This is a genomic window from Thioalkalivibrio sp. XN279 (assembly GCF_011089885.1).
Lineage (GTDB): Bacteria > Pseudomonadota > Gammaproteobacteria > Steroidobacterales > XN24 > XN24.
Genome location: NZ_JAANBD010000001.1, coordinates 1 through 24,407, shown reverse-complemented (window position 1 = coordinate 24,407; position 24,407 = coordinate 1). Strand labels below are relative to the sequence as shown.

The 24,407-nt window shown below is 69.4% G+C and carries 28 protein-coding genes; all 28 read left to right on the top strand.

Annotation, left to right across the window (positions count from 1 at the left end; genetic code table 11):
- Window positions 1–71: 71 nt before the first annotated feature.
- Window positions 72–1,397, top strand: coding sequence for a flagellar filament capping protein FliD (gene fliD / locus G8346_RS00140; RefSeq protein ID WP_166046989.1), 1,326 nt, complete (start codon window positions 72–74; stop codon window positions 1,395–1,397).
- 37 nt (window positions 1,398–1,434) lie between these two features.
- Entirely contained in the window at window positions 1,435–1,854 is a 420-nt protein-coding gene (gene fliS / locus G8346_RS00135) for a flagellar export chaperone FliS (protein WP_166046987.1), read from the top strand.
- Window positions 1,851–2,171, top strand: coding sequence for a flagellar protein FliT (locus G8346_RS00130; protein WP_166046985.1), 321 nt, complete (start codon window positions 1,851–1,853; stop codon window positions 2,169–2,171). The genes fliS and G8346_RS00130 overlap by 4 nt, the downstream gene beginning before the upstream one ends.
- Window positions 2,168–2,731 carry a PilZ domain-containing protein gene (locus tag G8346_RS00125; RefSeq protein ID WP_166046983.1) on the top strand — a complete coding sequence of 188 codons (564 nt, stop codon included), beginning with the start codon at window positions 2,168–2,170 and terminating at the stop codon, window positions 2,729–2,731. Before G8346_RS00130 ends, G8346_RS00125 begins: the two co-directional genes overlap by 4 nt.
- Window positions 2,732–2,894: 163 nt before the next feature.
- Entirely contained in the window at window positions 2,895–4,409 is a 1,515-nt protein-coding gene (locus G8346_RS15005) for a sigma-54-dependent Fis family transcriptional regulator (RefSeq protein WP_166046981.1), read from the top strand.
- 132 nt (window positions 4,410–4,541) lie between these two features.
- On the top strand, window positions 4,542–5,585 hold the full coding sequence (locus tag G8346_RS00115; protein ID WP_166046979.1) for a sigma-54-dependent Fis family transcriptional regulator: 1,044 nt from the start codon (window positions 4,542–4,544) through the stop codon (window positions 5,583–5,585).
- 12 nt (window positions 5,586–5,597) lie between these two features.
- Window positions 5,598–5,915 (top strand): flagellar hook-basal body complex protein FliE, encoded by a 318-nt coding sequence (gene fliE / locus G8346_RS00110; protein ID WP_166046977.1) that lies wholly within the window; start codon window positions 5,598–5,600, stop codon window positions 5,913–5,915.
- 74 nt (window positions 5,916–5,989) lie between these two features.
- Window positions 5,990–7,642, top strand: a complete 1,653-nt coding sequence (fliF, locus tag G8346_RS00105) for a flagellar basal-body MS-ring/collar protein FliF (protein WP_166046975.1) — start codon at window positions 5,990–5,992, stop codon at window positions 7,640–7,642.
- Complete coding sequence (gene fliG / locus G8346_RS00100; RefSeq protein WP_166046973.1) at window positions 7,629–8,642, top strand: flagellar motor switch protein FliG; 1,014 nt, start codon at window positions 7,629–7,631, stop codon at window positions 8,640–8,642. The genes fliF and fliG overlap by 14 nt, the downstream gene beginning before the upstream one ends.
- A gap of 118 nt (window positions 8,643–8,760) precedes the next feature.
- Window positions 8,761–9,318 carry a flagellar assembly protein FliH gene (locus G8346_RS00095; RefSeq protein ID WP_166046971.1) on the top strand — a complete coding sequence of 186 codons (558 nt, stop codon included), beginning with the start codon at window positions 8,761–8,763 and terminating at the stop codon, window positions 9,316–9,318.
- The gene (gene fliI / locus G8346_RS00090; RefSeq protein ID WP_370520502.1) at window positions 9,315–10,694 is read left to right on the top strand and encodes a flagellar protein export ATPase FliI; all 1,380 of its coding nucleotides are present in this window, start codon (window positions 9,315–9,317) and stop codon (window positions 10,692–10,694) included. The genes G8346_RS00095 and fliI overlap by 4 nt, the downstream gene beginning before the upstream one ends.
- A 4-nt stretch (window positions 10,695–10,698) precedes the next feature.
- Window positions 10,699–11,145: a flagellar export protein FliJ gene (fliJ, locus tag G8346_RS00085; protein WP_166046969.1), complete on the top strand. Its 447-nt coding sequence runs from the start codon at window positions 10,699–10,701 to the stop codon at window positions 11,143–11,145.
- Window positions 11,142–12,263 carry a flagellar hook-length control protein FliK gene (locus G8346_RS00080; protein ID WP_166046967.1) on the top strand — a complete coding sequence of 374 codons (1,122 nt, stop codon included), beginning with the start codon at window positions 11,142–11,144 and terminating at the stop codon, window positions 12,261–12,263. The genes fliJ and G8346_RS00080 overlap by 4 nt, the downstream gene beginning before the upstream one ends.
- A 158-nt stretch (window positions 12,264–12,421) precedes the next feature.
- Window positions 12,422–12,985, top strand: coding sequence for a flagellar basal body-associated FliL family protein (locus G8346_RS00075; RefSeq protein WP_166046965.1), 564 nt, complete (start codon window positions 12,422–12,424; stop codon window positions 12,983–12,985).
- Between the two features lies 1 nt (window position 12,986).
- Window positions 12,987–14,012: a flagellar motor switch protein FliM gene (fliM, locus tag G8346_RS00070; protein WP_166046963.1), complete on the top strand. Its 1,026-nt coding sequence runs from the start codon at window positions 12,987–12,989 to the stop codon at window positions 14,010–14,012.
- Complete coding sequence (fliN, locus tag G8346_RS00065; RefSeq protein WP_166046961.1) at window positions 14,009–14,458, top strand: flagellar motor switch protein FliN; 450 nt, start codon at window positions 14,009–14,011, stop codon at window positions 14,456–14,458. Before fliM ends, fliN begins: the two co-directional genes overlap by 4 nt.
- 8 nt (window positions 14,459–14,466) lie before the next feature.
- Complete coding sequence (fliO, locus tag G8346_RS00060; RefSeq protein ID WP_166046959.1) at window positions 14,467–14,892, top strand: flagellar biosynthetic protein FliO; 426 nt, start codon at window positions 14,467–14,469, stop codon at window positions 14,890–14,892.
- Entirely contained in the window at window positions 14,889–15,650 is a 762-nt protein-coding gene (gene fliP / locus G8346_RS00055; RefSeq protein ID WP_240901197.1) for a flagellar type III secretion system pore protein FliP, read from the top strand. The genes fliO and fliP overlap by 4 nt, the downstream gene beginning before the upstream one ends.
- Before the next feature lie 3 nt (window positions 15,651–15,653).
- Window positions 15,654–15,923 carry a flagellar biosynthesis protein FliQ gene (gene fliQ, locus G8346_RS00050; protein WP_166046957.1) on the top strand — a complete coding sequence of 90 codons (270 nt, stop codon included), beginning with the start codon at window positions 15,654–15,656 and terminating at the stop codon, window positions 15,921–15,923.
- 12 nt (window positions 15,924–15,935) lie between these two features.
- Window positions 15,936–16,706 carry a flagellar biosynthetic protein FliR gene (gene fliR, locus G8346_RS00045; protein WP_166046955.1) on the top strand — a complete coding sequence of 257 codons (771 nt, stop codon included), beginning with the start codon at window positions 15,936–15,938 and terminating at the stop codon, window positions 16,704–16,706.
- Window position 16,707: 1 nt separating this feature from the next.
- Window positions 16,708–17,853: a flagellar biosynthesis protein FlhB gene (flhB, locus tag G8346_RS00040; protein WP_166046953.1), complete on the top strand. Its 1,146-nt coding sequence runs from the start codon at window positions 16,708–16,710 to the stop codon at window positions 17,851–17,853.
- A gap of 2 nt (window positions 17,854–17,855) precedes the next feature.
- Window positions 17,856–19,949 carry a flagellar biosynthesis protein FlhA gene (gene flhA, locus G8346_RS00035; protein ID WP_166046950.1) on the top strand — a complete coding sequence of 698 codons (2,094 nt, stop codon included), beginning with the start codon at window positions 17,856–17,858 and terminating at the stop codon, window positions 19,947–19,949.
- 28 nt (window positions 19,950–19,977) lie between these two features.
- On the top strand, window positions 19,978–21,198 hold the full coding sequence (flhF, locus tag G8346_RS00030; protein WP_166046948.1) for a flagellar biosynthesis protein FlhF: 1,221 nt from the start codon (window positions 19,978–19,980) through the stop codon (window positions 21,196–21,198).
- Complete coding sequence (locus G8346_RS00025) at window positions 21,185–22,075, top strand: MinD/ParA family protein (protein ID WP_166046946.1); 891 nt, start codon at window positions 21,185–21,187, stop codon at window positions 22,073–22,075. The genes flhF and G8346_RS00025 overlap by 14 nt, the downstream gene beginning before the upstream one ends.
- 2 nt (window positions 22,076–22,077) lie before the next feature.
- On the top strand, window positions 22,078–22,797 hold the full coding sequence (locus tag G8346_RS00020; protein WP_166046944.1) for an RNA polymerase sigma factor FliA: 720 nt from the start codon (window positions 22,078–22,080) through the stop codon (window positions 22,795–22,797).
- A gap of 53 nt (window positions 22,798–22,850) precedes the next feature.
- Window positions 22,851–23,246, top strand: a complete 396-nt coding sequence (cheY, locus tag G8346_RS00015; RefSeq protein ID WP_166047029.1) for a chemotaxis response regulator CheY — start codon at window positions 22,851–22,853, stop codon at window positions 23,244–23,246.
- A complete protein-coding gene (locus G8346_RS00010) occupies window positions 23,243–23,773 on the top strand; it encodes a protein phosphatase CheZ (RefSeq protein WP_166046942.1) in 531 nt (176 codons plus the stop codon). The genes cheY and G8346_RS00010 overlap by 4 nt, the downstream gene beginning before the upstream one ends.
- 13 nt (window positions 23,774–23,786) lie before the next feature.
- On the top strand, window positions 23,787–24,407 hold a 621-nt coding region (locus tag G8346_RS00005), incomplete at its 3' end, for an Hpt domain-containing protein (protein ID WP_206202497.1).

The following is a 24,407-nucleotide window of genomic DNA, read 5'->3' as shown; positions in this document are numbered from 1 at the left end:
GTCCGGGCTCAGGCCCGGCCGGCCGCCACCCCGCCCGGTCTCGCCGGGCGGTTTTCCAGGAGAACTTCGGTATGGCTGGCATCGCTTCACTTGGGGTCGGTTCGGGGTTGGACCTCCAGTCGCTGGTCCAGCGCCTGGTGTCTGCCGAGCGGGCGCCCGCCGAAGGTCGGCTCAGCCGCAGCGCCTCCAGTCTCAACGCACAAATTTCCGCGTACGGGCAGCTCAAGAGCGGCCTGGCCAAGCTCGATGGGGCGCTGAAGAAGCTCTCGGACCTGGGCGAAGCCCGCTCTGTCCAGGTGTCTGACACCAAGTTGGTCACGGCCACGGCGACCGAAACGGCGGACCTGGGAAGCTACTCGATCAAGGTGACCAGCCTCGCTGCCGCGCAGTCGCTGGCCAGCGATGGGTTTGCGGACGCGGATGCCTCGCTTGGCGCGGGCCAACTGTCAATGTCAGTCGGCGGCACTGATCCGGTGACCATCACCCTCGCGGAGGGAGCGGACAGTCTGCGGGACGTGCGGGACGCGATCAACGAAGCTGAGGCCGGTGTCAGCGCCACGCTCATTAAGGATGGCGAGGAGTATCGTCTCTTACTCACAGCGGACGAGACTGGACTCGCGAACACGATCACGGTCACGCCAGGCACCGGCATGGATGCCCGACTGGGTTCGGCTGCGATGACGCAGGTGACGCCCCCGGCCGATGCGTACTTCAGCGTATCGGGGCTGGCTCTCACCAGTGCTTCGAACACGATTGAAGAAGTTTTGCCCGGTGTCACTCTGACCCTGAAGGGTGAGACCGAGGAGAACAGCACGGTCACCGTGACCGTGGGGCGCGATGACCAGAGCACCCGCAAGGCGGTCGATGCGTTCGTCAGCGCCTACAATGCAGTGATCGACTTGACGGCGAAGCTGTCGGGTTACAACGCGGAAACCCAACAGGGCTCGACCCTGACCGGCGACGCCACCCTGCGCTCGATACGCGGCGCATTGCCGGCGGCGTTGGGTCGCGAAACCGGTGCGGCCTGGAATGCGGTGGAGATGGGTCTCCGTTCCGACGTCCAGGGCAAACTCAGCCTCGACGCAGAAGACTTCGCGGCCCGTCTGGCCGAGGATCCCGCCGGCGCGCTGGCGTCGCTGCGTGGGTTTGCAGACGGACTGGGAGAGGAAGTACGGCGCTACAGCGATGCCGAGGGACTGCTGGACAACCGCACCGAGGGCATGAAGGCCTCGCTGAAGGCGATTGAAACGCAGTACGAGACTTTGGCGCGTCGCATGGAAAGTTACGAAGCGCGCCTCGTCAAACAGTTTTCAGCGCTCGACCAGATGGTCGCGCAAATGAACAGCACCAGCAGCTACCTGACCGCGCAGCTGGCCAACATCGGCAAGCAAGGCTAACAGGACATCACTTGGGGCCGCACAGGCCCGGAGCAACATGAACGCCAACAATTTCCGCAGCGCCATGAAAGAGTACGAGCAGGTCGGCGCACGCGCGCAGGTCGAGGGCGCGGCGCCGGAGCGGCTCGTGCAGCTGATGCTGGAGGGCGCGCTGGATCGCATCAGCACCGCGCGCGGCGCGATGGAGAACGGGCAGGTTGCGCTCAAGGGAGAGCGCATCGGCAAGGCCATCGGCATCGTCGAGGGGCTGCGCGCGGTGCTGGACCACGACCGGGGCGGCGACCTGGCCGGCAATCTCGACGCGCTGTACGACTACATGAGCCGGCGCCTGGCCGAGGCCAACATGCGCAATGACCCGCGCATCCTGGACGAGGTGTCCGGCCTGCTGCGCGAGATCAAGGCCGCCTGGGACCGCATCGTGGCGGATGCCGTCGCGGGCGCGGAGCCGGTGGCGTGAACACGGCGGCCAACGCCTCGGTACAGGAACTGTTGGCCGCGGTGGGTGCGCTGGATGCCGCCGCGGCAGCCGACGCCTGGGACGAGGCGCTGGCCCTGGAAGCCTATTGCCGGTCCCTGCTGGAGGCGCTGCTGGACCTGCCGCCCGACGTCCCCATGGACCTCGCGCAGGCGGAAGCGCTGGAGCAGGTCGCCGCGGTTTATCGTCGCGTGGTCGGGATGGCGGAGGCGTGCCGCGGTGCCGTGGCCGCGGAGCTCAAGTCCCTGCGCCATGGCAAGCAGGCCGCCCACGCCTACGGCACAGAGGGCGGTGCGTGAACGCCGAGCTGGGCGGCCCGCTGGAGGGCCGGCTGAGCTGGAGCGGCCGGGTGCCGCTGGAATGGCGCCCGCTTGACGCCTTGCCCGAGCGCGAGCACCTCGATCGTCGCGAGGAGCGCAATTTCGCGCTCCTGAGCGCGCTGGCGTTCATCGAGCACGGTCCGGGCCGCCGCGCCGAGGATCCGGCGCCGCTGGCAGGACAGCTCGAGCACCTCGAAGCGAAATTCGACCTGGTGCTGGCGATGCTGTCGGAAGTGCTGATGCCCGACGGCGCCGGGCCCGATCTTGCGCGCGTGACGCTCAGCGGCGACGGCGTGGCGCTGGAAACCGATGCGCCGGTCGACCCCGGCACCGCGGTCGAGATCGACCTGTACCTGAGCACCATCGTGCCGCGGCCGGTCCGGCTGGCCGGTGTCGTGCGGCCCAACCTCAGTCCCGGGAGCGACGCCATGGTGGTGGAATTCCGGCGCATCGGCCCGCGCGTGCGGGAGCAGTTGCAACAACTCGTGTTCCGGCGACATCGCCGCACCATCGCCCGCCAGCGCCCCAATATCGCCTAGGGGTTTGCCACAGTCGGTAGAACTGCGTGTGGGAATTGCGACACGCGTTCAATATCATGCATCGTCCCCGGTTAGGATAAACGTGCGCCGTGGGGTCGCTCGGGGAGGGGCGAGGCGCGCCAGACCACACCGAAATACCTGGCGGACAACGCAGATAGAGATAATGGAACCGTCCCGTTCCAAGGACTACGGCGGCCTGTCCCTCGCGGACCTGCCACCCGCCGGAATCATTGCTTCCGACCCGCAGGTCAGCAAGGAGGTCGCCGGCGTATTGGCGTTCCTCGGGCTCCGTAGCGAGATCCTGCCGGCAGACGCCGTGGCAGCGCGCCTCTCGGACGACCAGCGTTTCTCCGCCCTGATGCTGTGCGGCTCGGCCGTCACGAGTCGTATCCTGAAGGCGCTGGATGAACTCGAGCGCGGGCCTCCCGTCGTCGCGATCGATACCGAGTTGTCGATTGCCGGCAGCTACGAGCGACTGCATGCGCGCCTGCTGGGGCGTATCGAGCGCCCCCTGCGCCATGTCCACCTCGTTCCACTGCTCGAGCGCATCCTGGCGTGGCGGCCGCCGGAGCGCAATCCCGAGTTGTTCCGCTCACTCGTCGGCCAGAGCGCCCCCATACAGCGTATTCGCGACATGATCGCGCGTGTCGCGCCGAGCGACTCGACGGTGCTGATCCTGGGCGAGACCGGCACCGGCAAAGAAGTGGTTGCGCGCCATATCCATTACCATTCCCAGCGCCGCGCCGGGCCGTTCGTCGCCGTGAATTGCGGCGCGATCCCCCCCGACTTGCTGGAGAGTGAGCTGTTTGGTCACGAGAAAGGCGCCTTCACGGGCGCCTTGGCCGCGCGCAAGGGACGCTTCGAGTTGGCCGAGGGCGGTACGCTCTTCCTCGACGAGATCGGCGACATGTCGCTGGCCATGCAGGTGAAGTTGCTACGCGTCCTGCAGGAACGCCAGTTCGAGCGGCTCGGCAGCGGCAAGTCGCAACGGGCTAACGTCCGTATCGTCTGCGCCACCCACCGGGACCTCGAAAAAATGGTTACCGCGAACGAGTTCCGCGGCGACCTTTACTACCGCATCAACGTCTTCCCGGTGGAAATGCCGCCGCTGCGGGCGCGCTGCGAAGACCTCCCGCTGCTCACCGTCGAGCTGGTCTCCAGGCTTGCGGCAGAGGGACGCGGCACCGTCAGTTTCACCACCCGCGCGCTGGCCGCCATGGCGCGCTACGACTGGCCGGGCAACGTGCGCGAGCTGGCCAACATGATCGAGCGCATGCTGATCCTGAACCCGTCGGGGTCTGTGACTGTGCGGGACCTCCCGCCCCATATCGGCGCCCTCGCCGACCCGGACGACGGCCCGGAAGAGGTGTTGCGCGACATGGCGCCAGCGCCGATTTCGCGGGAGCCGGAGCGGGAGGACCCGGAAGGGGACCTGGCGGGGGCGGTTCACACCGGGGCCCGGGCGCCGGCGGCCATGAACGGGTTCAGCCTCGGGCGGGGCGAGAGCCTGAAAGACCATCTCGAGAATATCGAGGAACAGATCATCCGGCGCGCGCTGGCCGACAGCGCCGGCACCGTGGTCGATGCCGCGAAGGCGCTCGGCATGCGCCGCACGACCCTGGTCGAGAAGCTGCGCAAGTTCGACATCGACCGGCGCGAGTTCATGCCGGATTCTTGACGCGCCGGCTTCGGCCCCGCCGTCGCACCCTCCAACTTACTGAAAATAAAGAACCGCGCCTGGTTAGGCACGGAACTTGCTAATCCATTCCCGGCGGTCGTGCGGCCGTTTCCGCGGGAGTGGAGAAGCAACATGCAGGCATCGATGCGAAACTCGAGTGACCCGGCCGGGAGCCTGCGGCCGGTGGCCGTGGATCCGGCCAGCGAGCGCCTGCTGGCGCTGGCGGAGCGTGTTGCCGCGTCCGGTGCCGGCGTGATGCTCACCGGCGAGTCAGGGACCGGCAAGGAAGTCTACGCGCGCTTCGTGCACCAGGCTTCGGACCGTGCGGGAGGCCCGTTCGTCGCCCTGAATTGCGCGGCCATCCCCGAGACCATGCTGGAGGCGATCCTGTTCGGCTACGAGCGCGGCGCGTTCACCGGCGCGCTCAGCGCCTGCCCCGGCAAGTTCGAACAGGCCGACGGCGGCACCCTGCTGCTGGACGAGGTGACGGAAATGGACCTGGGCCTGCAGGCCAAGCTGCTGCGGGTCCTGCAGGAGCAGGAGGTCGAGCGGCTCGGCGGGCGCCGTTCGGTCCGCTTCGACGTGCGCGTCATCGCCACTTCGAACCGTGAGCTGGCGGTTGCGGTGCGCGCGGGCGTGTTGCGCGAGGACCTGTACTACCGCCTGAACGTATTCCCGTTGCACGTGCCGCCGTTGCGCGAGCGCAGGGGCGACGTGCTCCCGCTGGCGCAGCACCTGCTGGCCCGGCACGCGCCCGGTCGCCAGCCGGGCCTGACCGCCGCGGCTGCCGCGCAGCTGCGTGCGCACGACTGGCCGGGCAACGTCCGGGAGCTCGAGAACGTGATGCAGCGCGCCCTGGTGCTCAGCGGCGGCGGCGTCATCGAGTCCGGCGCGATCCAGTTCGACGCCTGCCCGGCCGGCGCGCGCCCGGCATCGCCCGGGACCGCCGCCCGGCCGGAAGCCACGAGCAGGGCCGAGGCAGGCCATGCCGGCCTCGGCGCCACGGTGCGCAGTCACGAGGAGCGCATGATCCTCGACACCCTGCACGCCGCCCGGGGCAGCCGCAAGCAGGCCGCCGAGCGTCTCGGCATCAGCCCCAGGACATTGCGCTACAAGCTGGCGCGGATGCGTGATTTCGGCCTGGCGATCCCCCGCGCGAGCGGATGCGGGAACTAGGGAGAGCGACACATGAGCGACATGCAGATCCAGCAGGTGATCCACCAGATGCGTGCCCTGGCGGCGCGCAGCCCGACCCCGGCGCCGCAGGCCGAGGGACCTGCCGGCACGGGATTCGGTGCCTTGTTGCAGCAGTCGGTGAACGCCGTCAGCAAGCAACAGGCCGAGGCTTCGCAGCTGGCGGAGGCGTTCCAGCGCAACGACCCCGGCGTCAGCCTGCCGCAGGTGATGGTCTCGATGCAGAAATCGAGCCTCGCGTTCGAGGCCACGGTGCAGGTGCGCAACCGCCTGCTGCAGGCCTACCAGGACATCATGAACATGCAGGTCTGAGGCACGGCCCTCATGGGCGACGCCCGGACCTGCAACGTAATGGGAAGGATTGAAGAAATGGAGCTTGAACAGGCATGAGCAAGGCAATCACGCGTCCCGCCGGGGCGCCGCTGGACGGCTTCATGCGTCTCCCGGCGCAACGCCAGGTCGGATTGTTGCTCGGCCTCGCGCTGGGCGTCGCGGTGCTCGGTGTCGCCTGGACCTGGGCCAGCCGCCCCACGATGGTGCCGGTCCTCACCGGCTTGACCGAGCGCGACACCGCGGAGGCCATGGACGCGCTCAGCCGCAACGGCTTCGAGTACCGGCTCGACAGCGGCAGCGGCCAGCTCCTGGTGGCGGCCGCGAAACTGCATGAGGCCCGCATCCGCCTGGCCACCGACGGCCTGCCGCGCGCCAGCAGCAGCGGCTTCGAGGCCCTCGGCAACGACTCCGGTTTCGGCACCAGTCGCATGGTCGAGAACGCCCGCTATCACCATGCGCTGGAAAGCGAGCTGGCGCGTTCGATCATGACCTTGCGCGGCGTCGAGGGTGCCCGGGTTCACCTCGCCCTGCCGCGTCCCAGCGTGTTCCTGCGCGACCGCGCTCCGCCCACCGCCTCGGTGCTGGTGAACCTGCACCCGGGACGACGGCTGGACGACGCGCAGGTGGCCGGCATCGTGCACCTGGTCGCCTCCAGCGTGCCCGAGCTCGAGCCGGAGGCCGTCACCGTGGTGGACCAGCAGGGTCGCCTGCTCACCGCGCCGGGAGGTCACGAGGGCCTCAGCGGTCGCGATCTCGACTACGTGCAACGCCTCGAAGACAGTTATGTGCGGCGCATCGGCCAGCTCTTGAGCCCGATGCTCGGCGTCGACGGGTTCCGCGCCCAAGTGGCGGCGGACGTCGATTTCACCATGGTCGAGAGCACGCACGAGACCTGGGATCCCGAGGGCCAGGTGCTGCGCAGCGAGCAACTTTCCGAAGACATGAACGGCGCTGCGGACATGCCCGCCGGCGTCCCCGGCGCGCTCAGCAACCAGCCGCCGCCGGCCGGCATTGCCGTGCCCGGCGCGAACCTCCCGGAGGGCGGGGTGGCTGCCGAGACCGGCGTCTCGCCGGGCCCGCAGAGCACCAGCCGCCGCAGCACGCGCAACTACGAGGTCGATCGCACCGTCAGCCACGTGCGCCAGGCGCCGGCGAGCCTGCGCCGCCTGTCGGTGGCCGTGGTGGTGGACCACCGCCCGGTTGCCGGCGAAGAGGGCACTGGCTCTGCGCCGTTGTCCGAAGAGGAGCTGGCGCACATCTCCGGGCTGGTGCGCGAGGCGGTCGGCTTCGACGCCGAGCGTGGCGACAGCGTCAACGTGGTCAGCGCGTCCTTCATGCCGGGCGCGGAGTACGAGGCCGTGGCGCAGCCGGAGCTGTGGCGCGAGCCGTGGGTCGCCGACCTGGCGAAGCAGGTATTGCTGGCCGTCCTGGCGCTGATCGCCCTGCCGCTGGTGCTGCGGCCGATGCTGAAGAATCTCTCGCAGCAGGGCCCGCGCCCGGCGGCGGCGTTGCCCGCCGCGGCCGGGGCGCCGGCATTGCCGGCCGCCGCAAGTGCGGGCGCCCTGCCGGGGGCCGTCGCATCGGCGCCGGCACGCCCCACCAATTCGCAGGACTCGCTCAAGGTGGCGCAGGACATGTCGCGTGAAGACCCGAAGCGGGTGGCACAGGTCGTAAGGCAATGGGTGGCAACCGATGGCAACCAGTGATTCGCTGCCGATGACGGGCACCGACCGCGCCGCCGTGCTCCTGATGAGCCTCGGCGAGGACTATGCGGCCGGGGTGCTCAAGCACATGGGCCCGAAGGAAGTGCAACGCGTGGGCGCCGCCATGGCGGCTCTAAACAGCATCTCGCGCCAGGACATGAACCGGGTGCTGGACGACTTCGTGCAGACGGTGCAGGAGCAGACCGCGCTCGGCGTCGGCAGCGACGAATACGTGCGCAACGTGCTCATCTCGGCGCTCGGCGAGGACAAGGCCGGCAGCCTGATCGATCGCATCCTCACCGGGCGCAGTTCGAAGGGGCTCGAGGCGCTGAAGTGGATGGACCCGCGCGCCGTGGCGGAGATGATCCGGCTCGAGCATCCGCAGATCATTTCCATCGTGCTGTCGTTCCTCGACCCGGACCAGGCCGCGGACGTGCTGGCGCACCTGCCTGACCGGCTGCACCCCGAGATCGTCATGCGCATCGCCACGCTGGACAGCATCCAGCCGAGCGCGTTGCAGGAGCTGGACCAGATCCTGGAAAAACAGTTCGCCCTCAACAGCAGCCACAAGTCCTCCGTGATGGGCGGCCTGAAGAGCGCAGCAGACATCATGAACTTCCTCGACTCCTCCACCGAGATGAAGGTGCTGGAGCAGATTCGCGGCTCCGACGCCGACCTCGGCGGCCGCATCCAGGAGCTCATGTTCACTTTCGAGAACCTGGTGGACGTCGACGACCGCGGCGTGCAGGCGCTGCTGCGCGACCTGCAGGGCGACAAGCTGATCCTGGCGCTGAAGGGCGCCAGCGCGCCGGTGCGAGAGAAGATCTTCCGCAACATGTCCAAGCGCGCTGCCGAGATGATGCGCGACGACCTCGAGGCCAAGGGCCCGGTGCGGCTGAGCGACGTCGAGGCGGCGCAAAAGGAGATCCTCGCCGTGGCGCGCAAGATGGCGGAGAGCGGCGAGATCGCCCTCGGCGGCCGTGGCGGCGAACAGTATGTCTGAGGCCCACGCACCGTCGGCAGGGCCTTCCGCGGCGGCGGAGCCGGGCGGCGTTCCGGCGACACGCATCGTGTCGGGCGAGGGCGCCCAACCCTGGGCAATGCCCTCGGTCGGAACCCCCATGCCAGCGCGTCGCGACGGCATGCTGACGGCCGGCCACCTCGAATCCATCGAGCGCGAGGCACGCGAGAGCGGCTACCAAGCCGGGTTTGCGGCCGGGCTCGAGGCGGGCAAGGCGGAGATCGCGCAGCGCGGCGCCGCGCTGGAGAAAATATTCGCCGGCCTGGCCCAGCCCCTGGAACAGCTTGACGCAGAAGTCGAGCAGGAGCTCGTGGAGCTGGTATTGGCCGCCACGCGCCGGCTGGTGCGGCGCGAGCTCAAGGCGAATCCCGGCGAGATCGTGGCCGTGGTGCGGGAAGGTATCGCTTCCCTGCCCGTGGGCGAGCGGCAGGTGCGGGTGCACCTGCATCCCGAGGATGCCCGGCTGGTCGAGCAGGTGTTCGGCGCCAGCGAGGCTTCCCCGGCCTGCCGCATCATCGCCGACCCTACGCTGACGCGGGGCGGCGCGCGCATCGGAACCGAGGTGTCCAACATAGACGCCAGCCTGGAGACCCGCCTCGCGCGGGTGTGTGAACGGGTGCTCGGCAGCGAGCGTCAGGTTGCGGAGTCGGGGTCGTGAACGGCGCGGCGACACGCTTGCTGCCGCCCGCGCGCAACGCTGCGTTGTGCGCCCGGCTGCAGCGGCGGCGCCGTCGCGTGTCGACGGACGAGCCGATGGTGGCCGAGGGCCGGCTGGTGCGCATGGTGGGCCTGACTCTCGAGGCGGTCGGCTGCGAGGCGCCCGTGGGCGGCCGCTGCTGCGTGATCAGCGCCGGCGGGGCGCGCACCGAGGCCGAGGTGGTCGGTTTCGCCGGGGAGCGGATGTTCCTCATGCCCGAGGGCGATATTCATGGTCTCACGCCCGGGGCGCGCGTGCGGCCCCTGGCCGGTGCGCACGACGCGCCGGTGGGCGAGGCGATGCTGGGCCGCGTCGTCGATGGGGCGGGCCAGCCGTTGGACGGACGCGGCCCGCTGGATTGCGAGGCGCGCATGCCGTTGCGCGGCCGCGCCATCAACCCCTTGTCGCGTGCGCCGCTCGAGGAGCCGCTCGACGTCGGCGTGCGCGCCATCAACGGCCTGCTGACGGTGGCGCGCGGCCAGCGCATGGGGCTTTTTGCCGGCAGCGGCGTGGGCAAGAGCGTCCTGCTGGGCATGATGACGCGCTACACGGCGGCAGACGTCACCGTGGTCGGGCTCATCGGCGAGCGCGGCCGCGAAGTGAACGAGTTCGTGCAGCGCACGCTCGGCCCGGAGGGCATGCAGCGCGCCGTCGTGGTCGCCACGCCGGCGGACCATCCGCCGCTGATGCGCCTGCACGGCGCCATGCTCGCCACCACCATCGCCGAGTATTTCCGCGATCGCGGGCTCAACGTGCTGTTGCTGATGGACTCCCTGACGCGCTTCGCCCAGGCCCAGCGCGAGATCGGGCTGGCCATCGGCGAGCCGCCGGCCACCAAGGGCTACACCCCTTCGGTGTTCGCGCGCCTGCCCCAGCTGGTGGAGCGCGCCGGCAACGGCGAACCGGGCGCGGGTTCCATCACTGCGTTCTACACGGTGCTGGCCGAGGGCGACGACACCAACGACCCGATCGCGGACGCCGCGCGCGCCGTGCTCGACGGTCACGTGGTGCTGTCCCGGCGCGTCGCCGAGGGCGGGCGCTATCCGGCCATCGACATCGAGGCCTCGATCAGCCGCGCCATGAATGACATCTGTGAACCGGAGCATCGCCAGGCCGCGCTGCGCTTCCGCCGCTTGTACGCCACCTGGTCGCAGCACCGCGACCTGCTCAGCGTCGGCGCCTACAAAACGGGGTCAGACCCCGTTGTGGATGAAGCCGTGGCGTTCCAGCCGCGGCTCGAGGGTTGGCTCCGGCAGGACATGCACGAGGCGGTGCCCCTGGGGCAGAGCCTGGGATCGCTAAAGGAAGTCGTGGCCCCGAAGGGCGAGGGAGACTGACGCTATGCAAGGTGAATTGAGGAGCCGCCGGCTGGAGCCGATGGTGCGCGTGGCCGACCGCAGGGAGCAGGCCGCGGTGCAGGAATTCGGCAAGGCGCAGGAGGCGATGTCGGCGGAAGAGAGCAAGCTGGCCGAGCTCCGCGCCTGGTGGCAGGAGTATGCCGACGCCGTCGCCCAGGGTGCATGCGGCGGCACCGCGTTGCTGCGCGACGGCCGGCTGTTCCTGGGCCAGCTGAGCGAGGCGGTGAATCGCCAGCGCGTGCTGGTGGAACACGCGCGCGGCCGGCTCGAGGCGGCGCGCGCCCAGTGGCTGGCCTTGCGCATGGACCGCGAGGCGCTGGAGAAGGTCGTGACGCGGTTTCGCGCCGAAGAGGAACGCGCAGCCCAGCGCAGTGAACAACGTGAGCAGGACGAGTGCGCCGCACGGCGTGCCGCAGGAGTGCGATCATGAGTACCCCCACCCTGTCGCCCGGCATGGAGGTGGAGCCGCAGCAAGCACGGCCTGGCCGCAGCGCGCGTCCGGAGCAGCCGGCACAGGGCGGCGCAGTGTTCGCGCGCCTGCTCGCCGGCCCGGCGGCAGCGGAGGGTGGGCCGGGCGACCCGGCCGGTCCCGAAGATCCCGCCAGTGCTGGCGCCACCCCTGAACCCGGCGAGGACACGGCCCCAGCATTGCTTGCACCAACCGGCACGCAGGCTGCCCAGCAGGCCCTGCCCGAGGCGCTCGAGGTACCGTTGCAGCGACTGCTGACAGCACCGGAGCCGGTTGCCGCGCCCGCTTCTATTGCGCTGGCGGCGCGCGCCCCGGAGCTGGCGGAAATCCTGCGGGCCACCGCCGCCACGGATACGCGCACCGCGCCAGACGGCAGCGGTTCGCTGTCTCGGCTGCTCGGCATATTGCAGGTGCTGCACGGCGTGGCGCCCGGCATGGCCGTGGCGGCGCCCGGAGATCGTGCGCCCGCGGCTTCCGCGGCCACGCTGATGCAGGCCCTGGGCGTCGCGGAGGCGGCCGCGGACGCAGCTGGCGCGGGCCGGGCGCAGGTCGAGGCAAGCGCAGCGCGCGCTGCCGAAGCCGCGTTGAGCATGCTGGGACCGGGGGGAACGGCCCCGGCGTCGTCCTCAGTCGCAGCAGGAGGCATGCCGACCGTGTCGGTCTCCGTGCCGGCCGGCGGGCCCGACTGGGCCGAGGCGCTTGGCCAGCGTGTCCTGTGGATGGTGCGCGGCAAGGTGCAGACCGCCGAACTGCGGCTCAATCCGCCCGACCTGGGCGCGGTCGAGGTGCGGGTGCGCCTGGAAGAAGACGGGCTGCGCCTGTCGTTCAACGCCGCCACGGCGGGGGCGCGCGACGCGCTGGAGCAGGCCGCGCCACGCCTGCGCGAGGCCCTGGAGGCGGAGGGTTTTTCCCTGTCCGGATTCGATGTCGATCGACACGGCGCTGATGACAGTACCGAGGAAGAAATGACCACCGCCGGCGACGGCGATCCAGCGCAGCTGGTCGAGGATGGCGAGGAATCCTTCCTGGCGCAGCCGCTGGCGGCCGGCGGGCGCGGCCTGGTCGACACCTTCGTCTGAGGCGGCCTCCGCCATGCCCGCTCCGGGCCGCGTCAAGAAGCTGACGCGCCCGCGGCGGGCCTCTCTAACCCCCTGTTTTTTATAGCCTCGAAGAAGCTGGCACGGCTCTTGCTCAAGTCACGCTGTAAACAAACGCGTGCGCGCATGGAGACCGGCCAATGAATGAAGCGGACCAAGTCGTCCAGGACGAGATGGAGAACGAGGAGGGCGCCGTTGCAGCGGAAGCCCCTGCGCCGCGCCGGCGCTGGCCCTGGCTGCTCGTCGTCGTTGCGCTCCTCGGCGCTGGCGGCTGGCTTGGCTGGAGCCGGTTCTTCGCCGCCGCCCCCGAGGCCGGTCCCGAGGCCGGCAGCGCATCCGCCGCGCCGGCCGTCGAGCCGGGCCGGCCTGCGATCGTCGATGCCGGGAGCGCGGAATACCTCGCGCTGGAGCCACCGCTGGTGGTGAATTTCGCCGCCGGTGGCCAGCTGCGCTATCTCCAGGTGTCCGTGGACCTGATGGCGGGCAACAAGAAAGACCTCGATCTCGCGCGTCGCCACGAGCCGGCGCTGCGCCACGCGCTGATTGCGCTGTTCAGCGAGCGCGATTACGAGGCGCTGCTGACCCGTGCCGGCAAGGAAGCGCTGCGCCAGGAGGCGCTCAAGACCGTGCAGGCGGAACTGCAGCAGCTGGCCGGGCGCCCGCTGGTGGCCGACGTCTATTTCTCCACCTTCGTGATGCAATGACATGAGCGGCCAAGACCTTCTCTCCCAAGACGAGATCGACGCCCTGTTGCACGGGGTGGACGACGGCAGCGTGGACACCGACCAGGAGCTGCGCGCGCACGACGGTGTCGCGCGCGCGGTGGACCTGTCGAGCCAGGATCGCATCGTGCGCGGCCGGATGCCGACGCTGGAAATGATCAACGAGCGCTTCGCGCGCCACCTGCGCATCAGCCTGTTCAACCTGCTGCGGCGCTCCGCCGAGATCTCGGTGAGCGGCGTGCGGCTGCAAAAGTTCGGCGAATACGTGCACACCCTGCCGGTGCCCACCAGCCTCAACCTTGTGCGCATGCGGCCGCTGCGCGGCACCGCGCTGTTCGTGATCGATGCGCGCCTGGTATTCACCTTGGTGGATCATTTCTTCGGCGGCGGCGGGCGCTTCCACTCCAAGGTCGAGGGCCGCGAGTTCACGCTGACCGAAGGCCGCGTGGTGCGCATGGTGCTCGACCAGGCCTTTCACGACCTCGGCGAGGCCTGGTCGCCGGTGCTGCCGGTCGAGTTCGAATTCATCAACGCCGAGGTCAACCCCCAGTTCGCCAATATCGTCAGCCCGAGCGAAGTGGTGGTGATCTGCAGTTTCCGGCTGGAGCTCGAGGGCGGCGGCGGCGACCTCCACGTGACGCTGCCTTACTCGATGGTCGAGCCGATCCGCGACCTGCTCGACGCCGGCATGCAGAGCGACCGCTCGGACGGCGACGGGCGCTGGCTCAAGGCGCTGCGGGAAGAAGTGCGCCTGGCCACGGTCGAGGTAAGCAGCAAGCTGGTCGAGGTCGAACTCAGCGTCGGCGAGTTGCTCAGGCTCAAGCCGGGCGACGTGCTGCCCATCGAGATGCCGGAGCGCGTGACCTTGTGCGCCGAGCAGATCCCCATTTTCCACGGGCGTTTCGGCCATCACCAGGGCCGGCACGCCATCCAGGTGCTGGAGCGCGCACGCCGCGATCCGGTGACCAATGACATCAAGCAGGACATCCGCAAGGAGCAGAGAACATGAGCGAGCAGAATTCCGCGGCGATGGACGACTGGGCGGCCGCCATGGCCGAGCAGGCCGTCGCCGAGCAGGCCGTCACGGCCAATGCCGGACGCCAGGCGGGCAACGGCCACAAGCCGCCGGGCAACGGCGCCGGCCAGCCCGTCACCCCGGCCGCCCTGGAGGCCTCGGGTGGCCCGGGCAACGAGGACGTCAACCTGGAGGTGGTGCTCGACATCCCGGTCACGCTGTCGATGGAGATCGGCCGCGCCAAGGTGCCGATCCGCAACCTGCTGCAGCTCAACCAGGGCTCGGTGGTGGAGCTCGAGCGGCTGGTCGGCGAGCCCATGGACGTGCTGGTCAACGGCACGCTGATCGCCCACGGCGAAGTGGTCGTGATCAACGAGAAATACGGCATCCGCCTCACCGACGTCATCAGCCCCGCCGAGCGCGTGCGGAAGTTGCGCTGAGGTCCCGCATGATGCGTCGCTTCTCATTGCTTCTGTTCGCCGTATGCCCCGCCCCGGTTCTCGCCGCTGCAAGCGGCGCGGCGCCGGGCGTGGATGGGGCGGCCCAGGCGGCCCGCGTGCTTGGCGTGCTGGTGCTGGTGGTCGGCCTGATCTTCGGGCTCGCAGCCCTGCTGCGGCGCCACGGCGGCATGCAACGGCGGCTGCCCGGCGCAATCAGCGTGCTGTCGGTCGCCTCGATCGGCGCGCGCGAACGGCTGTTGCTGGTGGAAGTGGGCGGGCGGCAGCTGCTGCTCGGCGCGGCGCCGGGCCGCATCCAGACCCTGCTGGTGCTGGACGAGCCGGTGGCTCCGGTCGAGGGCGCCCCGGGGGCGCCCGGTTTCGCGGCGCAACTGCGCACCGCCCTGGGCGGCATGAAGGGGAGCGGCAAGCCATGATGCGCCGGGCCTTGTGGCGACTGCTGCCGGTGCTGCCCCTGTTGCTTTCTGCCTGGCCGGGCAGCGCGGCGGCCGGCAACGAGCTGGAGCTGCTCTCGGTAGCGACGGCGGAAGACGGCACGCAGCAGTACTCCGTGACGCTGCAGGTCTTGTTGCTGATGACGTTGCTGAGCCTGGTGCCGGCGGCGCTCATCATGACCACATCCTTCACGCGCATCATCGTGGTGCTGGCCATCCTGCGCCAGGGCATGGGCACGCAGCAGACGCCCAACAACCAGGTGCTGATCGGCCTCGCCCTGTTCCTGAGCTTTTTCATCATGGCGCCGGTGCTGGAGCGCATTTACGAGGAGGCCGCGAAGCCTTACCTCGAAGAGAGCCTGGACGCGCCGGCGGCCATCGCCGCGGCGGGCGGGCCGATGCGCGAGTTCATGATGTCGCAGGTGCGTGCGCCCGACCTCGAGCTGTTCGCCAGCCTCGGCGGCCACGACGGCTTCGAGTCCGAGGCCGACGTGCCGTTCTCGGTGCTGCTGCCCGCGTTCGTCACCAGCGAACTGAAGACGGCGTTCCAGATCGGTTTCCTGCTGCTGCTGCCCTTCCTGATCATCGACCTGGTGGTCGCCGCGGTGCTGATGTCCATGGGCATGGTGATGCTCTCGCCGCTGATCATTTCGCTGCCGTTCAAGATCATGCTGTTCGTGTTGGTCGACGGCTGGTCGCTGGTGATGGGCACGCTCGCCGCCAGCTTCATGGCGGGCTGAACGATGTCCCCGGAGCTGGTCATGGAGATTGGCCGCGGCGCACTGGCCGTGACGGTGATGCTGGCGGCGCCGATGCTCGCAGTGGCCCTGGCGCTCGGTCTCGTCATCGGCATGGTGCAGGCGGCGACGCAGATCCAGGAGATGACATTGTCCTTCATCCCCAAGCTGCTCGGCCTGGTCGCCGTGCTGGCATTCGGCGGCCACTGGATGCTGCGCGTGATCGTGGACTACTCGCGCGAACTGATCACCTCCATCCCCGGCCTGCTGCACTGAGGCCGCGCGAGGATGGAGTTCACCGCCGCACAACTCGACACCTGGATCGCCGGTTTGGCGTTGTCTTTCATGCGCATCGCGGCGCTGCTGCTGGCGGCGCCGCTGTTCGGCGCGCGCTCGGTGCCGATGCAGGTGCGCGCAGGACTGGCGCTGGTGATTGCGCTGATGGTCCAGCCGCTGCTGCCGCCGCCGCCGGAGATCTCGCTGCTGAGCTTCAGCATGGTGCTGGCGATGCTGCGCGAACTGGTGATCGGCGCGGTGGCCGGCTTCGTGCTGCAAATGGTGTTCGCCGCGCTGGCGATCGCCGGGGAGCTGGTGGCGCTGGGCATGGGGCTTGGCTTCGCCTCGCTGGTGGACCCGGACAGCGGCGTGCAGGTGCCTGTGGTCGGCCAATTTTTCGTGGTGTTGTCGACGCTGCTGTTCCTCGCGCTGGACGGCCACCTGGTGCTGCTGAATTTCCTGGTGCTCAGTTTCCGCGAACTGCCGCTCGCCGGCGGTATCCGTTTCGCCGACTTCGCTGCGCTGGCGGACTGGGGCAGCGTGATGTTCGGCCACGCTGTGCTCATCGCCCTGCCGGCCGTCGGCTCCTTGTTGCTGGCCAACGTGGCGATGGGGGTGGTCACCCGTGCGGCGCCCCAGCTGAACATTTTCGCCGTGGGTTTTCCCATGACCCTGATGCTCGGGTTCCTCGTCCTCTGGGCGACGGTGGCGGCCCTGGGCGCGCGCTTCAGCGAGTTGCTCGGCGAAGGTTTCAGCGTCATCGGCTGGTGGCTGGGAGGCTGAGATGAGCGAGCAGGACACCAGCCAGGAACGCACAGAACAAGCGACGCCGAAGCGCCTCCAGGACGCGAAGAAAAAAGGCCAGGCGCCGCGCTCGCGCGAGCTCAACACCACGGCCGTGGTGCTGACCGGCGCGGCGGCACTGCTGCTTTTCGGCGGCCCCATCGGCACCGGCATGATCGACGCCATGCGCGCCGGCCTGACGATGCCGCGGGACCTGGCCTTCGAAACGGCCTTGCTCCCGGCGGTGCTCGGCGAGGCGGGCATGGCGGCGCTCTGGTTGCTTGCCCCGGTGTTCGTCGCGGTGCTCATCGCTGCGTTGGCCGGCCCCGCGATGCTGGGCGGGCTGGTGTTCAGCGCCGAGGCCATGAAGCCCAAGCTGGACAAGCTCAACCCGCTGAAGGGCCTGAAGCGCATTTTCTCGGCCAACGGCCTGATGGAATTCGCCAAGACGCTGGCCAAGTTCATCGTCGTCACCGGCGCCGGCTTCCTGGTCCTGCGCCATATCGGTCCCGACTTGCTTACCGCGGGCGATAACGACCTGCGCACGGCGATTCCCGGCCTGGCGCGGACCATCTGCTGGGTGCTGCTGGTGCTCGGCTCGGTGCTGCTGCTGATCGCGGCGGTCGACGTGCCGTTCCAGCTGTGGACGCACAGCAAGCAGCTGCGCATGACGCGCCAGGAAGTGCGCGACGAGATGAAGGAGACCGACGGGCGTCCGGAGGTGAAAGGCCGCATCCGCCGCATCCAGATGGAGATGGCGCAGCGGCGCATGATGGCCGCCGTGCCGGCCGCCGACGTGGTGGTGTCCAACCCGACGCACTTCTCTGTGGCGCTGAAGTACGAGTCCTCCGGAATGTCGGCACCGCGCGTGGTCGCCAAGGGCGTCGACGAGACGGCGCTGCGCATCCGCGAGGCGGCGGCCGAGGCGGGCGTGCCGCGGCTCGAGGCGCCGCCGCTGGCACGGGCGCTGTACTACACCACGCCGCTGGACGAGGAGATCCCCGAAGAGCTGTTCCTGGCGGTCGCCCGCGTGCTGGCGTGGATCTACCAGCTGCGCGCCGCCGCTCCGGGCGACCCGGTGCCTGAGCTGGCTGAATTCGATGTTCCCGAACACCTGACCCGCCGCCGGCCGGGCAAGAGGATTTGAACATGACTTCCGTGTTGCGCTACCTCGGCGACTTCATCCGCAACGGGCTGGGCACGCCGCTGCTGCTGATCGCACTGCTGGTGATGATCGTGCTGCCGCTGCCGCCGCTCGCGCTGGACATGTTCTTCACATTCAACATCGCGCTCGCGCTGGTGGTGGTGCTGATGACCATCTACGCAGCGAGGCCGCTGGAATTCTCGGTATTCCCCACCGTGCTGCTGCTGGCCACGTTGCTGCGCCTGGCGCTGAACGTGGCGTCCACCCGCGTGGTGCTGATGGACGGCCAGAGCGGCACCGACGCCGCCGGCAAGGTGATCGAGGCTTTCGGCAACTTCGTCGTCGGCGGCAACTACGCCGTCGGCCTGGTGGTGTTCGCCATCCTGGTGATCATCAATTTCGTCGTCGTCACCAAGGGTGCCGGCCGCGTGTCGGAGGTGAGTGCGCGCTTCACCCTGGACGCCTTGCCAGGCAAGCAGATGGCCATCGACGCCGATCTCAACGCCGGCCTCATCACCCAGGACGAGGCGCGGCTGCGGCGGGCCGAGACTTCCGCCGAGGCGGACTTCTACGGCTCCATGGACGGCGCCAGCAAGTTCGTGCGCGGCGACGCCGTGGCCGGCATCCTGATCCTGTTCATCAATATCATCGGCGGCCTGGTCATCGGCACGGTGACGCACGGCATGCCGCTCGCAGACGCAGCGCGCACCTATGTGCTGCTGACCATAGGCGACGGCCTGGCCGCGCAGATCCCGTCCCTGCTGCTGTCATCGGCCACCGCCATCATCGTCACCCGGGTCTCCGCCGCCGGGGACATGGGCCGCGACATGGTCAAGCAGCTGTTCGGCAGCGCACGCGCGCTGGCGATCGCCGCCGGCATCATCGGCATGCTGGGCCTGGTGCCCGGGATGCCCAACCTGGTGTTCCTGCTGCTGGGCGGCGCGCTTGGCGGCGCGGCCTGGATGATCCGCAAGCGCTCGCTGCAGGCCGAAGTGGAAATCCTCCCCGACGAGCCCGCCGCGCCGCCGCCGCCGCGCGAGCTGGCCTGGGAGGACGTCAGCCAGGTCGACCCGGTCGGGATGGAAGTCGGCTACCGCCTGATTCCCATGGTGGACCGGGCGCAGGGCGGCGTGCTGCTGGAGCGCATGAAAGGCGTGCGGCGCAAGCTCTCTGAAGAGCTCGGCTTTCTCGTGCCGCCGGTGCACGTGCGCGACAACCTGGACCTCGGGGCGAACGGCTATCGCATCACGCTGAACGGCGTGCCGGCCGCGCGCGCGGAAATCCACGTCGACCGTCACCTCGCGATCAACCCGGGCCGCGTGTATGGCGAGCTGGAAGGCATGGAGACGAAGGACCCCGCCTTCGGGCTGCCGGCGGTGTGGATCGACGCCGAGCGGCGCGAACATGCCCAGACGCTCGGCTATACCGTCGTCGATCCCGCCACGGTGGTGGCCACGCACCTGAGCCAGGTGTTGCGCGAGCACGCCCAGGAGTTGCTCGGTCACGACGAGGCCCAGCAGTTGCTGGACCGCCTGGCGAAGAGCCATCCCAAGCTGGTGGAGAACCTGGTGCCGAAGGTCCTGGGCCTCGGCACCGTGCTCAGGGTGCTGCAGAACCTGCTCGCGGAGCAGATTCCCGTGCGCGACATGCGCACGATCGCCGAATCCTTGGCGGAGCACGGGGCCCGGAGTCAGGATCCCGTCGCGCTCACCAGCGCCGTGCGCGCTTCCCTGGCGCGCTTCATCGTGCAGAACATCACTGATTCACAAGAAGAATTGCCGCTGATCGCGCTCGATCCGGGGTTGGAACAAGTCTTGCATAAGAGTTTACAGGCGACAGGTTCAGCCGGCCTCGGCATCGAGCCGCGGTTGGCGGAGAAGCTCCAGCAGGGCGCGATCAACGCCGCGCAGCGACAGGAGGTCTCGGGCGAGCCTGCCGTGCTGGTCACCTCGGCCGAACTGCGGCCCTGGCTGGCCGGATGGCTGAGGCCGGTGGTGCGGGGACTTCATGTGCTGGCGTACACGGAGATCCCGGAACGGCGACCGGTGAAGGTAATAGCAACGCTCGGCGCTGCCGAGACACAGGCGGCGATCGCATGACAGGCGCTCGCGAGCACGGGGAAGCAAAGTGAAGATCAAGCGTTTTTTTGCCACGGACATGCGCCAGGCGATCCACCAGGTCCGCGCAGAGCAGGGGCCCGACGCGGTCATCCTCTCGACCCGGACCACGGCCGGCGGCGTGGAGATCGTCGCGGCGGTGGACTACGACGCCGAGCTGGTCACCGGCATGCTGGGCGGCGCCGCGGAGCCTGCGCAGCCCGTCCAGTCCGCGCAGCCTGAGCCCGAAGAAGAAGCATACCAGCGCCCGTCGCCCGAGCGCATCGAGTGGAGCCAGGACCCGGCGCTCTCGGCCATGCAGGCTGAGCTGAAGTCGCTGCGGGCGATCCTGCAGGAGCAGGTCTCGCGGCTGTCCTGCTCCGACCAGGATCGCCGCTTTCCGCTGCGCGCCGAACTGGTGAAGCGGCTTGCGGCGATCGGTCTCGACGAGTCGCTGGCGCGGGATATCGCCGGGAAGACGTCGACCATGCGCGGCGCTGCGCCGGCCTGGCGCGAGGCGCTCGTCGGGCTGGCGCGCGAGTTGCCGGTCGTCGCCGCAGATCCCCTGGAAGAGGGTGGCCTGATCGCGCTGGTGGGTGCCACCGGCGTCGGCAAGACCACCACCGCCGCCAAGCTGGCGGCGCGCGCCTGCATGCGCTTCGGCAGTGGCGCCGTCGCCATGATCAGTACGGATGACTTCCGCGTCGGCGCCCAGCGCCAGCTCGGTGCCTTCGGTCTGCTGCTTGGGGTTCCGGTGCGCCAGGTTGCTTCGGCCGAGCAGTTGCAGGCCTCTTTGGCCGAGTTCTCCGGCCGCCGCGTGGTGATCGTAGATACAGCAGGAATGGGCCAGCGCGACCTGCGCCTGCTGCAGGAAATGCGCAAGCTGACCGGCGTGGACAGCTTGCAGAGCTACCTGGTGCTGCCGGCCAACGTGCAGCGCGAGGTCATGGAGGAGGTGATCGACGCCTTCGGTCGCGAGCGCCTCGCCGGCTGCGTGCTGAGCAAGGTCGACGAGACGGCGCGGCTCGGCGCGGTCCTCTCGGCGGTGATCGCTCAACGCCTGCCGGTCGCTTTCGTCAGTAACGGCCAGCGCGTGCCGGAAGACCTCGCGCTGGCACGCTGCCAGGACCTGGTCGCCAGCGCGGTGAGCCTTGCCGCGCGCCACGCCCGGCGCCAGGCCGCCACGCCTGCGCCCGCACCCGCACCGCGTCCCAACACGCTTCACACGGAGGTGTCTCATGTCCATGCTTGATCAGGCCCGGCAGGCCGCCGGCCTGGCGTCTTTTCGCGAGCCCTGCCCGGTGCGCGTCATCGCCGTGGCGAGCGGGAAGGGAGGCGTGGGCAAGACCAACGTCTCGGTCAACCTGGGCGTGGCCCTCGCCGCGCTCGGCCGCCGCACCATGTTGCTGGATGCGGATCTCGGGCTCGCCAACGTCGACCTGTTGCTTGGGCTGCAGGTGCGGCACGACCTTTCGCACGTGCTTTCCGGTGAGCGTGAGCTGGCCGATATCCTGGTGGACGGCCCGGGGGGGTTACGCATCGCCCCCGCGGCCTCAGGCATAGCGCGTCTCGCCAACCTCGACAGTCGCGAGCTGGCCGGGATCGTCAGCGTGTTCAGCAGCCTGGCGGAAGCGGTCGACGTCCTCATCATCGACGTGGCCGCAGGGATCAACCCCTCAGTGCTGCAGTTCTGCTCCGCTGCACAGGACGTCATGCTGGTGGTGTGCGACGAGCCTTCGTCGATGACCGACGCCTATGCGCTGGTCAAGGTGCTGGCCCGGGACCATGGCCTGCGCCGCTTCCACACCATCACCAACCGGGTCGACTCCGTCCAGCATGGCCGTCGCTTGCACGGCAAGCTCCAGGCGGTCTGCGACCGGTTCCTCGAGATGCCGCTGCATCACCTCGGCATCGTCCCCGAAGACCCGTTGCTGCGACGCGCCGTCCAGGCGCAGGCGCCGGTAACCACCATGTATCCCTCCAGTCCGGCAGCGCGCGCGTTCAAGGAACTCGCCCGTCGTGCCGATAAGCTCCCTGAGCCCCGGGGCGCCAGCGGCCGCATCGAGTTTTTTCTCGAACGCATGGTCGGCGCTTGCAAGCCCCCGGCCAGCCTCGAAATGGCGGTGTAGCCATGTATGCCGCACAAGTGACGCAGGCCGGGAGCGAGATTCGGGTAGAAGACCACCTCGAGCTGGTGAAGCGCATCGCGTGCCACCTGCTCGGCCGGCTGCCGGCGAACGTGCAGCTGGAAGACCTGGTGCAAGCCGGGACGATCGGGCTGTTGGAGGCAGCGAGGAGCTATGACGCGAGCCAGGGCGCCAGTTTCGAGACCTACGCGGGCATCCGGGTGCGCGGCGCCATGCTCGATGAGGTGCGGCGCAACGACTGGACGCCCCGCTCCGTGCACCGCAATGCACGCAAGGTCGCTACGGCCGTGCGCAAGATCGAAAACGAGACCGGGTGCGAGGCCCAGCCCCGCGCCATCGCAGCGATGCTGGGCGTCGAGCTCGAGCAATACCACGCCATGGTCCAGGACTCGGTGGCCAGCCGCCTGTTCAGCCTGGCGGACCTCACGCCGGAAGACGGGAGCTTCGACGACTTCATGCCCGGCTCCGAGCTGGATCCCGCCGAGGCTTTCGACCAGGCGGCTTTTCGCGCCGCCCTGGCCGAGGTTATCGGCGGCTTGCCCGAGCGGGAGCAGCTGGTGATGTCGCTGTATTACGAACAGGAGCTGAACCTGCGCGAGATCGGCGCAGTGCTCGGCGTAACGGAATCGCGGGTCTGCCAGTTACATGGCCAGGCCCTGGCGCGCGTGCGTGCCAGGCTGCACGACTGGACTGACGACGAGTAACGCGCCTTGGCGCCGCAAGCCGACGGCACGGGAGAATTTGGGTGAACAACGACATGCGCATCCTGGTCGTGGACGATTTTTCCACGATGCGGCGGATCATACGGAACCTGCTGCGGGAGCTCGGCTACCAGAACATCCAGGAGGCCGACGACGGCCAGACCGCCTGGCCGATGTTGCAGGGCGGCGGCTTCGATTTCCTCGTCACCGACTGGAACATGCCGGGCATGCCGGGCATCGAGCTGCTCAAGGCCGTGCGCGCCGACGCGAAACTGCAGTCCCTGCCGGTGCTGATGGTCACCGCCGAGGCGAAGCGCGAGCAGATCGTCGAGGCGGCCCAGGCCGGGGTGAACGGTTACATCGTGAAGCCGTTTACCGCAGAGACGCTGCGCGAGAAGCTGGACCGGATCTTCGCCCGGCTGGCCGCGCCCGCCACGGAGGCGGCGTCATGAGCGGCGCCCCCAACGAGCTGTTGACCGAACTGGCGCGCATCACCCGCGAGTTGCATGAGGCGCTCGACGGCGTGCGCGTCGACCCGCGCCTGTCCGAGCTGGCGACCCACGACATCCCGGACGCGCGCGAGAAACTCGGCTGGGTGCTGGCGCTCACCGAGCAGGCCGCGCACCGCGTGATCAACGCCGTGGAAGAGGGCCTGCCGGTGGCCTCCGCACTGGAGTCGGGGGCGGTGTCGGAGCCGGCGCAAGTTCAGGCCGAGGGCAAGCGGTTGCACGCCCTGCTGTCCGACATTCTCATGGCGCAGAGCTTCCAGGACCTGAGCGGGCAGGCGATCCGGCGCGTCATCGGCGTCGCCGGCGAGTTGGAGCGGCGCCTGGCGGAGCTGGTCGCGCGCACCGGCGGCATGCACCGCGACGACCGTGCCGCCGGCGAGACTGCGGCAGCCGCGGTGGCTGAACGTCCGGCGAGCCGGCTACGCGACCAGGACGAAGTGGACGCCCTGCTGTCCTCGATGGGTTTCTGAAGGAGCGGTCGAGATGTTCGACGCCGCCGAAGAGCTGCTGCAAGACTTCCTCATCGAGGCCGGCGAGCTGCTGGACGGCCTGGGTGAGCAGCTCATGGCGCTGGAACACGCACCCGACGACGCCGAGCTGCTGAACGCGCTGTTCCGCAGCTTCCATACCATCAAGGGCGGCGCCGGTTTCATGGGCCTGGCGCCGCTGGTGGAGGTGTGCCACCGCTCGGAGGACGTCTTCAACGGGCTGCGCCAGGGCGAGCTGAGCCTCAACCCGGAGATCATGGACGCTGTCCTGGCGGCGGTCGACGCCGTCACGGTGATGTTCGACGCCTTGCGCGCCGGGCAGGCGCTCGAGCCCGCCGATCCGGGCCTGCTGGCCGCGCTGGAAGCGGCGCAGCGGGGTGAGACCGGCGCGCCTGCCGCGGCGCCCGCGCCGCCAGCGCAACCCGAGGCGCCGCCGGAGCCCGTCGCAGTCACGGCCGCGGCCGGTAACGGCGCCGACGAGATCACGGACGACGAGTTCGAGCGGTTGCTGGACGAGCTGCATGGTGCGCCGCCGGCGCAGGCGCCCGTGGCGCCGCCGGATCCGCCGGCCCCGCCACTCCAGGCACGGGTGAACGGGACGGCCCAGCCGGCGCCC